This window comes from Pseudomonas sp. E1MeOHC2 (assembly GCF_058745025.1).
The window spans coordinates 5,031,211-5,043,091 of sequence record NZ_CP196675.1; the positions used below are offsets into that span (position 1 = coordinate 5,031,211).

Below are 11,881 nucleotides of genomic sequence, written 5' to 3' on the forward strand. Positions count from 1 at the left end.
CATGCGCCGCCTCGACCTGGAATTCCAGCCCCGCCGCAACGGCGCCTTGGCGTGGTCGCTGCTGGCCCTGGGCTGTGCAGTGGTGGCCGCACTGGTGCTGCTGCAACAACGCTTGCAGGTCGAGCAGGTAGACCTGGAAGACCGCCTGCACAGCCTGGAACTGCAACTGGGCCGGCGCCCGGCCACCGCAGCCCCGCAAAGCAGCGCTGCCAGCCGCGAGCAGGCCGAGCGCCTGGCGCAGATGCGCAGTGTCTCGCAGCAACTGCAACGGCCCTGGCAGCAACTGTTCGCCATGCTCGAAGCGCAGCCGCAGGACGATGTGGCGCTGCTTGGCCTGACCCCGGACGCCCGCAAGGGCCAGGTCCGTATCGCCGCCGAAGCGCGCAACCTGGAAGCGATGCTGCAGTACCACCAACGGCTGGAGGCCAGTGCCGAGCTCAGCGATGTTTCGTTGCTCAACCACGAGGTGATGATGGGCCAGCCGGAGCACCCGGTGCGCTTCACCCTTACCGCTACCTGGGAGACCGGCCATGCGCGCCCCTGATCCGCTCAGCAGCCTGATCATTCAGGAGCACCTGCGCCGCGTAGGCCCGGTGGGCCTGGCTGCCGTCGCCGTTGGTTTGCTGGCCGTCGGTGTGGCATTGGCCGGTGTGTTGCCGCACTGGCATACCGTGCGCGAACTGCGCGCCAGCGAGGCGGACGCCAGTGTGCAAGTAGGGCGGGTGCAGCGCGGCGAGCTGAAAATCGCCGTCAAACCCGAGCAGCAGGCCCTCGACACCCTGCGTCAGCAACTGCCCGGTCAGCCGCAGGCCAGCGAACTGATCGAGCGCCTGTATCACCTGGCCAGTGCCGAGCACATCAGCCTGGCACGCGGCGAATACGCCTTGGGCATCGACCCGAAAACCCAGTTGGCGCGCTACCAGATCGTGTTGCCGGTACGCGGCAGTTACCCGCAGATTCGCGGCTTCCTCAAGGGGCTGCTTGGCCAGCTGCCAACCTTGGTGCTGGAAGACCTTGAGCTGCAACGCAAACGCATCGGCGACAGCGAGCTCAACGCCCGCCTGCGCATGACCCTCTACTTGTCGAGGTCGTGATGAATACTCAACGTGCGCTGATCTGGGTTGGGTTTTTGGGGCTTTCTGCCGTGTTGGCGTGGGCGCCTGGGCACTGGTTTGGCCAGGAGGACGGCGTTGCCGCCTTCGCGGGCAAGCCCGCTCCCACAGGATCGGGGGTGCCCATGGAACCTGTGGGAGCGGGCTTGCCTGCGAACAGGCCGGAACAGGCCTCCACCGATCTGTTCCCGAGCCAGCGCTGGAGCAAACCTCAAACCCTGGCCACCGTCACCGAACAACCGGTCATCGCCGCACCCGTGGTGGTCGCCGCACCCACCGCCCCGGAGCTGCCCTTCCAGTTCGTCGGACGCCTGGGCGACCGCGATGACCTGCAGGTGTTTCTGCAGAGTGGCGAAAAGCTCTACGTCGTGCGCCAAGGCGACGTCATCGAAGACACCTACCGCCTCGACCGGGTCTCGGCCAACGAGCTGAGCCTGGTCTACCTGCCTTTACATCAGTCGCAGACCTTGTCTGTCGGGAGCGCACCATGAAGTCATCGAAGCTGTGCAAGCCTGCTCCGTTCCTGCTGTTGGCGCTGTGCGTGGCCATCGCGGGCTGCGGCTCCAGTGCGGTACGCGAAGACAGCGCAGAACTGATGAAGGAGGGGCAGTACGAAGCCGGGATCGCGCGCCTGGAAGAGGCCCTGCGTGACGACCCGCGCGACACCGAACTGAACATCGCCCTGGCCCATGGCCGCCAGGCAGCGGTCGAGGCACTGTTGAGCCAGGCCGACAGCGACCGTATCCGTCACGACTTTGCCGGTGCGCGCATGGGCTATGGGCGGGTGCTGAGCATCGAACCGAACAACCGCCGCGCCCAGGAGGGCAACCGCCAGCTGGAGCTGATCCGCACCCTTGACGAACGTGTCGCTCTCGGCCAGGCGGCCCTGCGCCAGGGTGACTTGTTTGGCGCCGAGCGCTACATGCGCGAAGTGCTGCGCCTGGACCCGCAGAACCAGAAGGGCATGACCCTGCGCAGCGACATCGAGAACGTCCAGGCGCGCACCGCACAGCCATTCCCGCAGCTGCGCAGCAAGCTGGAGCGGCCGGTGACCCTGGAGTTTCGCGATGCCAACCTGAAGACCATCTTCGAAGTGCTGTCCCAGGTTGCCGGTATCAACTTCATCTTCGACAAAGACCTGCGCCCGGACATGAAGGCCACCATCTTCGTTCGCGAGGTGCGCATCGAGGACGCCGTGGCCCTGCTGCTGGAGCAGAACCAGCTGCGCCAGAAGATCGTCAACGACAACACCCTGATGATCTACCCCGACTCGCCGCAGAAGACCAAGGACTATCAGGAACTGGTCATGCGCACCTTCTACCTGACCAGCATCGACGCCAACACGGCGCTGAACATGGTCAAGACCATGCTCAAGACCCGTGACGTTTTCGTCGACGAGCGCCTCAACACCTTGACCATGCGCGACAGCCCGGATGCGGTGCGCATGGCCGAGAAACTGCTGCAATCCCAGGACCAGTCCAACCCTGAGGTGGTGCTGGAAGTGGAGGTGATGGAAGTGGCCACCTCGCGCATCCTCGACCTCGGCCTGCAATGGCCCAATACCTTCGGCGTGCTGACCTCCGACGGCAAGCCGGTCAGCGTGCTAGACCAGTTGCGCGGCATCGACTCCAGCCGCATCGGCATCTCGCCGGCGCCGCAGGCCAAGATCAACGCCCAGGACAAGGACATCAATACCCTGGCAAGCCCGGTGATCCGCGTCAGCAACCGCGAGCAGGCGCGCATCCACATCGGCCAGCGGGTGCCGATCATCAGCGCCACCTCGGTGCCTTCGACCCAGGGCCCGGTGATCACTGAGAGCGTCACCTACCTGGATGTGGGTCTGAAACTCGAAGTGCAGCCCACCGTGCACCTGAACAACGAAGTGGCGATCAAGATCGCGCTGGAGGTGAGCAACGCCACCCCGCTGGAAGCCACGCGCCAGGGCACCATCCCGGTCCAGGTCGATACCCGCAACGCCCAGACCAGCCTGCGCCTGCACGACGGCGAAACCCAGGTGCTGGCCGGGCTGGTGCGTAACGACCACAACGCCAGCGGCAACAAAATCCCGGGCCTGGGTGACATTCCCGGCCTGGGCCGGCTGTTTGGCAGCAACAAGGACGACATGAGCAAGTCGGAACTGGTGCTGGCGATTACCCCACGCATCGTGCGCAACCTGCCGTACCAAAGCCCTTCGGACATGGAGTTCGCCACCGGCACCGAATCGAGCCTGCAGGTGCGCCAGATGGCGCCATTGCCACCGACCGATGTACCGGGCAATGCGCCGTCCAGTGACACGCCGACCGTGCAAAGCCAGATGGCCGTAGTGCCCGCCACCGGGAGCCCGCGGCCATGAAACGCCGCATGCAAGGCTTCAGCCTGATCGAGGTGGTGCTGACCCTGGCACTGCTCGGGCTGCTCGCCAGCATGGCCGCGCCGCTAACCGAAACCGTGGTCCGTCGCGGCAAGGAGCAGCAACTGCGCGAGGCGCTGTACCAGATCCGCGATGCCATCGATGCCTACAAGCGCGCCTTCGACGCCGGGTACATCGAGAAACGCCTGGATGCCAGCGGCTACCCACCTAACCTGCAGGTCCTGGTCGAGGGCGTGCGCGATGTACGCAGTGCCAAAGGGGCCAAGTTCTACTTCCTGCGGCGCATCCCCCACGACCCGCTGCTGGCGGCCAAGGATGACGATGAGGGCGCCTGGGGCCTGCGTGCCTACGACAGCAGCCCCGACAGCCCGCGTGAAGGCGAAGACGTCTTCGACGTGTACTCCAAGGCCCGTGGCAAAGGCCTCAACAACATCCCCTACGGGCAATGGTGACGGCCATGAAACGCAGCCAAGGCTTCACCCTGATCGAACTGCTGGTGGTGATGGCGATCATCGCCACGCTGATGACCATTGCCATGCCGCGCTACTTCAACAGCCTGGAGAGCTCCCGCGAGGCCACCCTGCGCCAGAGCCTGGCGGTGTTGCGCGAATCGCTGGATCACTTCTATGGCGACACCGGGAAGTACCCCGATTCGCTGGAGCAATTGGTCGAACTGCGCTACCTGCGCAACACCCCGGTCGACCCCATCACCGAGCGCAGCGATGCCTGGCAGCTGGTGCCGCCGCCAGAAGGCGTGGCCGGTGGTGTGGCCGACATCAAGAGCGGTGCAACAGGGAGGGCGCGTGATGGCAGCCTCTATGCCGAGTGGTAAGGCCTGTGCCGGCTTCACCTACCTGGGCGTGTTGCTGCTGATTGCAGTCAGCAGCGTGGCCCTGGCCGCCACCGGGACGATCTGGTCGAGCGCCGCTCAGCGCGATCACGAGCGCCAGTTGCTGTGGGTCGGCAGCCAGTACGCCCAGGCGCTGCGCAGCTATTACCGCGCGTCGCCGGGGCTGGCCCAGTACCCACAGGAGCTGGCCGACCTGTTGCAGGACAACCGTTTCCCCGAGGCCAAACGGCACATCCGCAGGCTCTACCCGGACCCGATCACCAACAGCGACGACTGGGGCCTGCTGCGCTCGATCGACGGCCGCATCACCGGCGTGCATAGCCGCTCGGATGCCACGCCGTTCAAACACAGTGGCTTTGCCGCCGAGTGGTCGGGTTTTGAAGGGTTGGAGCACTACAGCGACTGGCAGTTCGTCGCCGAGCAGGCGTTCGCCGACAGCCCCAATGGCCTCCAGCCCCAGGCTGGCGCGGGAGACACACCATGAAGCGCCTGGCTGCACTGTGCCTGAGCCTGCTGCTGGCGGCGTCGTCGAGCAGCCTGCTGAAGGCGGCTGAAGAGGACGAGATGATGGGGTTTATCGTCGACAACACCATCTCGCACATCGGCCACGACTTCTACTACTACTTCGCCGACCGCCTGCGCGCCACCAGCCGCCTGGATTTCAACCTGGTGGTGCGCGAACGCCCGGATGCCCGCTGGGGCAGCCTGGTTACCGTGGAGTTCGAACGCGAAGTGATGTACCGCCGTTTCCTGCCACCCAACACCACGGAACTCAAAGACGAGGCCATCGCGGCCGCCGACCTGGTCAAGCAGCAGATCATTCAACGCAAGCTGCAACGCTTGCTGCAGGACACCACCGATCTGGAGAGGGACGAGCTATGAACACCCGCATTCCCCGTTGCATCGCCGCCTGCCTGTTGGCCAGCGCCTGTGCTGCCCAGGCCACCGAGCTGGTGTACACCCCGGTCAACCCGGCCTTCGGTGGCAACCCGCTCAACGGCACCTGGCTGCTCAACAACGCCCAGGCGCAGAACGACTACGACGACCCCGACCTCAAGGACCGCGCTTCAGCCTTCTCCGGCACCACGGCCCTGGAGCGCTTCAGCAACCAACTGGAGTCGCGGATGTTGTCGCAGCTGTTGGACAACATCAGCAATGGCAGCACCGGAAGCATGGCCACCGATGCCTTCCTGATCGACGTCATCGACGATTCAGGGGCGTTGAGCATCAAGGTCACCGACCGCGTCACTGGAGAAATTTCGATCATTGAGGTCAGCGGCCTGAACCCCTGAGAGGGAAGGGCTTTTATGTTGGGGAGAGAACACCATGAAACGTCTGCTGAGCACGCTGCTGATCCTCACCGCCCTGGGCCTGCAAAGTGGTTGCAGCCTGCGCGAACCCATGTCGGCCGAACAGGACTCGGAAACCCCGACCCTGACCCCGCGCGCCTCGACCTACTACGACCTGATCAACATGCCACGCCCCAAGGGCCGGCTGATGGCGGTGGTGTACGGCTTCCGCGACCAGACCGGGCAGTACAAGCCGACCCCGGCCAGTTCGTTCTCGACCAGCGTCACCCAGGGCGCGGCAAGCATGCTGATGGATGCGTTGAGCGCCAGTGGCTGGTTCGTGGTGCTGGAGCGTGAAGGCCTGCAGAACCTGCTGACCGAACGCAAGATCATCCGCGCCTCGCAGAAAAAGCCGGACGTGGCCGAGAACATCATGGGCGAGCTGCCGCCGCTGCAGGCCGCAAACCTGATGCTCGAAGGCGGCATCATCGCCTACGACACCAACGTGCGCAGTGGCGGCGAGGGCGCCCGCTACCTGGGTATCGACATCTCCCGCGAGTACCGGGTGGACCAGGTGACCGTGAACCTGCGCGCGGTGGATGTGCGCACCGGGCAGGTGCTGGCCAACGTGATGACCAGCAAGACCATCTATTCGGTCGGGCGCAGTGCCGGGGTGTTCAAGTTCATCGAATTCAAGAAGTTGCTGGAGGCCGAGGTGGGGTACACCACCAATGAACCGGCGCAGCTGTGCGTGCTGTCGGCGATCGAGGCGGCGGTGGGGCACTTGCTGGCGCAGGGGATTGAGCGGCGGTTGTGGCAGGTGCAGGGGGATGCGGGGGATGGCAAGGCGACGGTGGACAAGTACCTGAGCCAGAATCAGCAGCCGTGATTGGCTTTGATGGCCTCTTCGCGGGTAAATCCGCAGGGTCAGGGACCCCTGGTCCCAGTGGCGGCTTTACCCGCGAAGAGGCCTGTGCACGAAACCAATAATCTTCAGATCGTTCACCCCATTTTGGCATAAGGTCCCGAACAGGTAGATGAGACCCTGCAGCCACAAGCAAGCTCTGCCGGCTCGAACACCAACGAAATACCGTTGAACAAGACACTCCCGTCACCGCCAGAGATCAGTGCAAATGTCCCGCCATGGAGCGGGCACGGCGCACGATCACCGAGAATGCAGTGTTGGCGCCCACTGACAAGCACTCCACTCCCTTCACCCATCCGACCACCCCCGCTGTGGGGGTCGCCTTTTCGAATCGCACCTTGTCTTGTCATCGCTCAACCCTCTGCGCCGCTTGCAGAATTGCTTCGTATAGGCCCGCCGGTACGGCATCGGGATCATATTTGCAGGCGGCAGCCATGAAACGCATCAGCACGTCATCGGCCTCGAAGCGCATGCCTGGCGGGCAGGTCAGCTGGGCGTAGGGCGTTTTCATCAATGGGTGGTCGATGGAAGGATTCTGCAGGCCCAACGAACGGCGCAGGTTGAGAATGGCCAGGATCTCGGCGGGGTAGACAGCTTCGAAGGGGGAGCCGAACTCGAAATTGCCGGAGTCGAGTTCGCGGGATGTCAGGGCGATGCGTTGGACATGGGTATCGCAGGCCGCCACCAGAATTGGTGCCAGTTTCTCGGGATCAGTTTCGCGCCAATGGGCGACCAATTGACCCCAGGCAGGGTCGCGGGGCAGGGCGTGCTTGTCGAGGTCGAGCGGTTTGCCCAGCCAATCGCCGATAATGGTCAGGCCGAAGGCGGCGTAGCGAAGGGTGGTGCCAATCGGTAGGTTATTTCCATCCTCGACGCCGTATCCACCCTCCAAAGCTGAGAGTACGGTTTGATTAAAGGGTGCTACGAGTCGGAGTTGCCCTGTTGCAATTGTACATAATATTACAAACGTTAAGCCATCTAGGTCCTCAATGGCCATCTGTCGAGATTTTTCAAGATTCTTGATGAGTATTAGGTCGGCGACGAGTCTCCTGGCAACTCCAGAAATGAACCCCAATGATACGCAGTTGTAAGAATGCTTGGCCGCATATTGCAGTCCATTGCCAATACTGTTCATTCCAGTTCGGTGTAGTTCGCCGCAAGCAAGGTCAAGTGAACCGCCGTTTCCGATGTAGGAGGTTAGGGTTTCGGTCCTTACGATCAAGTCATCAGAGGCCCAGGTTTGGATTTGATTAAGACTGATTGGAAGCCTGTTTTGGTTTTTTTTGCTCATTGCTAATTCCAGAGATTTATTTGTATGCCGGCGCTATTGCCTGTAAGAACGTTTGGGACACCGTTGGAGTCAAAAAATACTTGAGCGTGCAGGTAGGCTGTTTTTCCTGAGCTTGTACTTTCTTTGATTGCTTGTAATTTATTTGAAAAATTTTCATCTGCTGTTGATAAAAGTTTTTCATTCCATCCTTGTCGCTTGTTTTCAATTAATCTTCGTATACGTACAAGGCTGGTCTCACCTCCTGACTTTTGAGTGCTGATGAACCCAGGTGTCTTACTTTTCCCCAACGTCGTCTTCACCTCGATCACCAACAACGTCCCAGACTCGAACTTCAACTCCTCCAGCGGCGCCGTCCCCTTCAGCCCATCGATGTGGTGCCGCATTTCCTGCGTCGTCGGATTACGCACCGTCATCGAGGGCGGTGGTGGTACGTACACCAGCATGTCGATCCCTTGGTCGCTTTTGTTCTTCAAACCGAACTGGCTGGGCCGGGAAGGGTGGGTGCTCAGGCCGAGGATGTTCTCCGGCTTGACCTTCCAGTGGCTGACCAGGGCTGCCGCCAGGGCTTCTTCGCCGGCATCGGCGACGACCCGGGTCAGACTGCCACCCATGCGCACCGGCCCGATGCTGTGCTGAATCATGGCCACCAGCCGGTCGCGCAGGGTGGTTGCCATGTAGGCGTAGTCGGCCTTGCCGCCGACCACATTGAGGGCGACCAGGCTGGCATTGCGCTCCACCGAATGCAGTTCATGCGCTGTTACCGGCAGTTCACCATCGCGGGTGCGTCGCTGGATGCGGGTCTCCAGTACGGTGACTTCGCCGGCGCTGCGGTTGCCGAGGCGGCGGACTTCCTCTTGCGACAGTGCGGCATTGTCGAGGCGTACGGTGGTCATGCTGTCGGGCCGCAGCTTGTGCATCAGCCAACGGGCGCCGCCCAGGGCGGCTGGCAGCAGCAGTGCCAGGTTGATGGCCATGAACACCTGCTTGCCACGTGCCTCGGCAGTGTCGGGATTGGCCAGGCGCGCCAGGTCGGTGAAGAACTGCTCGCCGATACTCAGGCCTTCGCCGGTGATCATGCGGCTGCTGCCGTCGACCATGGCGTCGGCGGCCAGCGCGGCCTCCAGGGCAACGAAGGCATAGCGGCCGAGCGTTACGGCGCCTTTGACGCCACGGACCACTGGCACCATCGCCAACACCCCGATAGCGAATTCGCCCGCACCGATAACGCCTTGCCAGAAACGAGCCCGGGCCTTGGCTTCGGAGTAGTGCCGGGCCATCTGTTCACAGGCTTGCCTGACCGGGTACAGGCCACTGGGCGTGTGCCAGGTGTACGGCGGGCTGATGCGGTGCGTGCCGTATTCGTCGACGTACTCTTCCCGTGGCGCTTCGGCCCACTGCACATGGGTGAAAGTGGCGAAATAGATCTTGTGGTCGGTGAAGAAGAAATTGCTGTGCAGGGAAAAGCCATAGCCGTGCTGGCTGCGCTCGCCCATGTGGTCGAGTACGGGCGGGGGCAGTTCGTCGAGGCGGATCTCGTCATCGATGCACACCAGTTGCAGCTTTTCGCTGGCGGCAAAGGCATAGAACTCTGCTAACCAGGCATTGCCCAGCGTATTGCCGGCATGCTCCAGCACCTGCTGGAGGAAGGTATCGCGGTGGTTACGTGCCTGATCACGGATCCAGGGGTTGTTGCGAAACCACGTGGGGCCAACGCCGCTCTGGGAGGGGATGCCCAGCAATTGGTCGCAGCCGTCCCGGCCGTCGAGGGAGAACAGCGCGCCGGGCAGGGAGCAGGGTACGCAAGTGTCGGGTGGAACAGGCAGCGCACTGTTGAGTGCTGCTTGCCCCAGCGTTTGTAAAACAGATGCTTCAACCATGCGGACTAGGCCCCTTGAGTACGTGTTGGTGAGCTGCAAGTTGGCTTGCCAACACCCGACAGCGCTCTCGGGGAGAGTCGGTGGCTTCCAGCAACTTCACCCAAGGGGTGAACAATGGGTTGAGGTAAAAGTGTCGACCGAACGCGATCGCCAGGAGCACATGCAGCAGCACTTGGCTGCGGGATAGCGGGGGCAGCTTGTACAGGTCATCGGACGGCTGCGGTAGCCGTTTGCCGTAATAGCGATAGGCGCGGATCTCGTTCTCGTTGAGTGCCATGTGGTTGATGGCGGGCAGTGCATAGCGGCTGCTGGCATCCGACTCATAGCAGCAATAGCAGGCCTGCTGCGCGTCAGCTGGTATGCCGCGCAGGGTCATCAGTTGCTCCAGTGATCGCCACTGTCGGTCGTGGTCGCAATCGTCGTCGGGCAAGCGCAACATCTGCCGTGTGACGTCATGCATAAGGGTAAGTTGACCTTCCCACTGCGAACGGTGAGCTACCGCGTGCACGGTCAGCATGTCGAGCCGCTCATCCTGGGTAAGGCCAGGAGCCTGGGTGATTGACCACGTCGATTTGCTTGGATGCAGAGGGGGGAAGTCCAGTGATCGCTGCTGCGTGGGTTAAAGTTGATGGCGAGGGCAAGCTTGAAGGGTAGGAGGGCTGTGGAGGGATTTAAATGAACAGGGTGTGGTCGTTTTGGCTATAAGTTAGGAACTTTCTGAAGATTGTAAGTTAGTGTGTACTTTTTAGTTCTTGGATTGACGTTTAGGCTCCTTTAGCGGGCGTGTAGTTGAAAGCAAGTTGTACGCTGTTTCTGGCACCCCCAGATAGAGCGCCGCCCGCGCGGCGCTTCGCGGGGCAAGCCCGCTCCCACATCTGTTTCGTGGTCAGTCACTCCTGTAAGTTCACCTCTGTCCGCTTTGTTTGCCGACCCAATATAGAGGGGAGCGCCGCGGTCCTTCATCTATCTCCAGCCATGCACCCAGGGCGCCGCGCGCCATAGGCGCAGGAGTAACTGGCCCGAAACAGAGGTGGGAGCAACTGTCTTCTTGTGGAAGCTGGCCTTGCCGGCGATGGGGCGCGTAGCGCCCCAGGCCCGGCTGTGCCGGGCATCGCCAGCAAGGCTTGCTCCTACGAATGAGCTATTTGCTCCTTCCAGGGCGTTCCGGTCTTGAGCATCGCATTTAGCCTCACTATCAATACTCGCATACACGCCACCACCGATACTTTCGCGCACTTCCCCTGGGCTCGCAGTGCTTTGTAGCGCTCGCAGAAGTCCTTGTTGTGCCGTATCACCACCCAGCAGGCCATATAGAGCGCCCGCCTGACTTGTGAGCGTCCCCCCCAGATTGAACGCTTGCCCGACTGCTTGCCGCTGTCCTGATTGAACGGCGCAACACCGACCAAGGCGGCAATTTCCTTCTTATCCACCTGGCCCAGCTCTGGCAGCAAGGCCATCAGCTTTCCGGCAGTAATCAGACCAATTCCTTTGACTTGAGTGAGCTGTTTAACCCGATCATCAGGCAAAGCTGCTGCCTGCTGTGCGATCTCTTGTTCCAGCGCTCGAATTTCACCCTTCAGATAGGCGATGTGTTGTTCCAACCGCAAACAAACACTGGGAGCCCGCGCCTGCTTCAGGCGCCGCTTGTCATCGTCGCGCTGTTGGACGAAGCGATCCCGCTGCATAAGCAGTTCGCGCAGCAAGGCCCGCTCGGGTGTCATCACCTGGCAAGGCCGTGGGGGCATAACTTCAGCCAGGTGAGCCAAAACAGCTGCGTCAATGGGATCGGTCTTGGCGCGTTTACCCATCGACTTGGCAAAGTCCCGGGCACGACTGGGATTGATCCGGCAAACCGGAAAATCGGCATCCTGCAGCGCTTTGAGGACATTGCACTCGTAGCCACCGGTAGCTTCGAGCAAGACCATTGAAACTGCATACCCGCCAAGCTTTTCGACGAGCAGTTGGAATCCCTTCAAGTCATTGGAAACACTGAAGTTCACCCCCTCAGGGCGGATGTGAACAGCAAGTGTGGCACTGGAAACATCGATGCCGACAGAGGAAGACATGGCCAAACCCTCTTAAACTCAAGGAGTGAGAGCGCTTTGGCTTGGCCCACGCTTGTGATTCGAGATTACGCCCCTCATCCAACTGTTCGGGCTCTCGCCA

At 61.8% G+C, this 11,881-nt stretch carries 15 protein-coding genes; 10 read left to right on the forward strand and 5 right to left on the reverse strand.

The genetic code is table 11. The features are described from left to right. Position 1 precedes the first annotated feature (1 nt). Genes ACSSU5_RS22795 through ACSSU5_RS22840 form a run of 10 tightly spaced genes read left to right on the forward strand, consistent with a single transcriptional unit; the run spans position 2 to position 6,511 of the window. Positions 2-544: a pilus assembly protein gene (locus ACSSU5_RS22795; protein ID WP_264313480.1), complete on the forward strand. Its 543-nt coding sequence runs from the start codon at positions 2-4 to the stop codon at positions 542-544. Next, positions 531-1,094: a type II secretion system protein M gene (locus ACSSU5_RS22800; protein ID WP_264313479.1), complete on the forward strand. Its 564-nt coding sequence runs from the start codon at positions 531-533 to the stop codon at positions 1,092-1,094. Before ACSSU5_RS22795 ends, ACSSU5_RS22800 begins: the two co-directional genes overlap by 14 nt. Continuing rightward, entirely contained in the window at positions 1,094-1,603 is a 510-nt protein-coding gene (locus ACSSU5_RS22805) for a hypothetical protein (protein ID WP_264313478.1), read from the forward strand. The genes ACSSU5_RS22800 and ACSSU5_RS22805 overlap by 1 nt, the downstream gene beginning before the upstream one ends. Beyond that, positions 1,600-3,465 carry a secretin GspD/PilQ domain-containing protein gene (locus ACSSU5_RS22810; RefSeq protein WP_492559877.1) on the forward strand — a complete coding sequence of 622 codons (1,866 nt, stop codon included), beginning with the start codon at positions 1,600-1,602 and terminating at the stop codon, positions 3,463-3,465. Before ACSSU5_RS22805 ends, ACSSU5_RS22810 begins: the two co-directional genes overlap by 4 nt. Next, positions 3,462-3,935 carry a type II secretion system protein gene (locus tag ACSSU5_RS22815; protein WP_047583339.1) on the forward strand — a complete coding sequence of 158 codons (474 nt, stop codon included), beginning with the start codon at positions 3,462-3,464 and terminating at the stop codon, positions 3,933-3,935. Before ACSSU5_RS22810 ends, ACSSU5_RS22815 begins: the two co-directional genes overlap by 4 nt. 5 nt (positions 3,936-3,940) lie before the next feature. After that, positions 3,941-4,315, forward strand: a complete 375-nt coding sequence (locus ACSSU5_RS22820; protein ID WP_264313476.1) for a type II secretion system protein — start codon at positions 3,941-3,943, stop codon at positions 4,313-4,315. Then, positions 4,290-4,817 carry a type II secretion system protein gene (locus ACSSU5_RS22825; protein ID WP_264313475.1) on the forward strand — a complete coding sequence of 176 codons (528 nt, stop codon included), beginning with the start codon at positions 4,290-4,292 and terminating at the stop codon, positions 4,815-4,817. Before ACSSU5_RS22820 ends, ACSSU5_RS22825 begins: the two co-directional genes overlap by 26 nt. Beyond that, positions 4,814-5,215 carry a curli production assembly/transport protein CsgE gene (gene csgE, locus ACSSU5_RS22830; RefSeq protein WP_264313474.1) on the forward strand — a complete coding sequence of 134 codons (402 nt, stop codon included), beginning with the start codon at positions 4,814-4,816 and terminating at the stop codon, positions 5,213-5,215. Before ACSSU5_RS22825 ends, csgE begins: the two co-directional genes overlap by 4 nt. Beyond that, complete coding sequence (locus tag ACSSU5_RS22835) at positions 5,212-5,625, forward strand: curli assembly protein CsgF (RefSeq protein WP_264313473.1); 414 nt, start codon at positions 5,212-5,214, stop codon at positions 5,623-5,625. The genes csgE and ACSSU5_RS22835 overlap by 4 nt, the downstream gene beginning before the upstream one ends. 34 nt (positions 5,626-5,659) lie before the next feature. Continuing rightward, on the forward strand, positions 5,660-6,511 hold the full coding sequence (locus ACSSU5_RS22840) for a CsgG/HfaB family protein (protein ID WP_264313472.1): 852 nt from the start codon (positions 5,660-5,662) through the stop codon (positions 6,509-6,511). A 113-nt stretch (positions 6,512-6,624) separates the two neighbouring features. On the opposite strand, the gene ACSSU5_RS22845 is transcribed toward ACSSU5_RS22840, so the two are convergent. The 5 genes from ACSSU5_RS22845 to ACSSU5_RS22865 form a co-directional block, all read right to left on the reverse strand. Continuing rightward, the gene (locus tag ACSSU5_RS22845) at positions 6,625-6,897 is read right to left on the reverse strand and encodes a PAAR domain-containing protein (protein ID WP_492559878.1); all 273 of its coding nucleotides are present in this window, start codon (positions 6,895-6,897) and stop codon (positions 6,625-6,627) included. Continuing rightward, positions 6,894-7,838: a hypothetical protein gene (locus ACSSU5_RS22850; RefSeq protein ID WP_492559879.1), complete on the reverse strand. Its 945-nt coding sequence runs from the start codon at positions 7,836-7,838 to the stop codon at positions 6,894-6,896. The genes ACSSU5_RS22845 and ACSSU5_RS22850 overlap by 4 nt, the downstream gene beginning before the upstream one ends. Before the next feature lie 2 nt (positions 7,839-7,840). Further along, positions 7,841-9,715 (reverse strand): hypothetical protein, encoded by a 1,875-nt coding sequence (locus ACSSU5_RS22855; RefSeq protein WP_492559880.1) that lies wholly within the window; start codon positions 9,713-9,715, stop codon positions 7,841-7,843. Continuing rightward, entirely contained in the window at positions 9,708-10,232 is a 525-nt protein-coding gene (locus tag ACSSU5_RS22860; RefSeq protein WP_492559881.1) for a hypothetical protein, read from the reverse strand. The genes ACSSU5_RS22855 and ACSSU5_RS22860 overlap by 8 nt, the downstream gene beginning before the upstream one ends. Before the next feature lie 613 nt (positions 10,233-10,845). Next, positions 10,846-11,781, reverse strand: coding sequence for an IS110 family transposase (locus ACSSU5_RS22865; RefSeq protein ID WP_264309399.1), 936 nt, complete (start codon positions 11,779-11,781; stop codon positions 10,846-10,848). Positions 11,782-11,881 lie beyond the last annotated feature (100 nt).

Coding starts and splice junctions, on each gene's coding strand:
- ACSSU5_RS22845 (WP_492559878.1), bottom strand. CDS start 6,897: ATGACAAGACAAGGTGCGATTCGAAAAGGCGACCCCCACAGCGGGGGT.
- csgE (WP_264313474.1), top strand. CDS start 4,814: ATGAAGCGCCTGGCTGCACTGTGCCTGAGCCTGCTGCTGGCGGCGTCG.
- ACSSU5_RS22800 (WP_264313479.1), top strand. CDS start 531: ATGCGCGCCCCTGATCCGCTCAGCAGCCTGATCATTCAGGAGCACCTG.
- ACSSU5_RS22820 (WP_264313476.1), top strand. CDS start 3,941: ATGAAACGCAGCCAAGGCTTCACCCTGATCGAACTGCTGGTGGTGATG.
- ACSSU5_RS22795 (WP_264313480.1), top strand. CDS start 2: ATGCGCCGCCTCGACCTGGAATTCCAGCCCCGCCGCAACGGCGCCTTG.
- ACSSU5_RS22805 (WP_264313478.1), top strand. CDS start 1,094: ATGAATACTCAACGTGCGCTGATCTGGGTTGGGTTTTTGGGGCTTTCT.
- ACSSU5_RS22825 (WP_264313475.1), top strand. CDS start 4,290: ATGGCAGCCTCTATGCCGAGTGGTAAGGCCTGTGCCGGCTTCACCTAC.
- ACSSU5_RS22835 (WP_264313473.1), top strand. CDS start 5,212: ATGAACACCCGCATTCCCCGTTGCATCGCCGCCTGCCTGTTGGCCAGC.
- ACSSU5_RS22860 (WP_492559881.1), bottom strand. CDS start 10,232: ATGCTGACCGTGCACGCGGTAGCTCACCGTTCGCAGTGGGAAGGTCAA.
- ACSSU5_RS22840 (WP_264313472.1), top strand. CDS start 5,660: ATGAAACGTCTGCTGAGCACGCTGCTGATCCTCACCGCCCTGGGCCTG.
- ACSSU5_RS22865 (WP_264309399.1), bottom strand. CDS start 11,781: ATGTCTTCCTCTGTCGGCATCGATGTTTCCAGTGCCACACTTGCTGTT.
- ACSSU5_RS22815 (WP_047583339.1), top strand. CDS start 3,462: ATGAAACGCCGCATGCAAGGCTTCAGCCTGATCGAGGTGGTGCTGACC.
- ACSSU5_RS22855 (WP_492559880.1), bottom strand. CDS start 9,715: ATGGTTGAAGCATCTGTTTTACAAACGCTGGGGCAAGCAGCACTCAAC.
- ACSSU5_RS22850 (WP_492559879.1), bottom strand. CDS start 7,838: ATGAGCAAAAAAAACCAAAACAGGCTTCCAATCAGTCTTAATCAAATC.
- ACSSU5_RS22810 (WP_492559877.1), top strand. CDS start 1,600: ATGAAGTCATCGAAGCTGTGCAAGCCTGCTCCGTTCCTGCTGTTGGCG.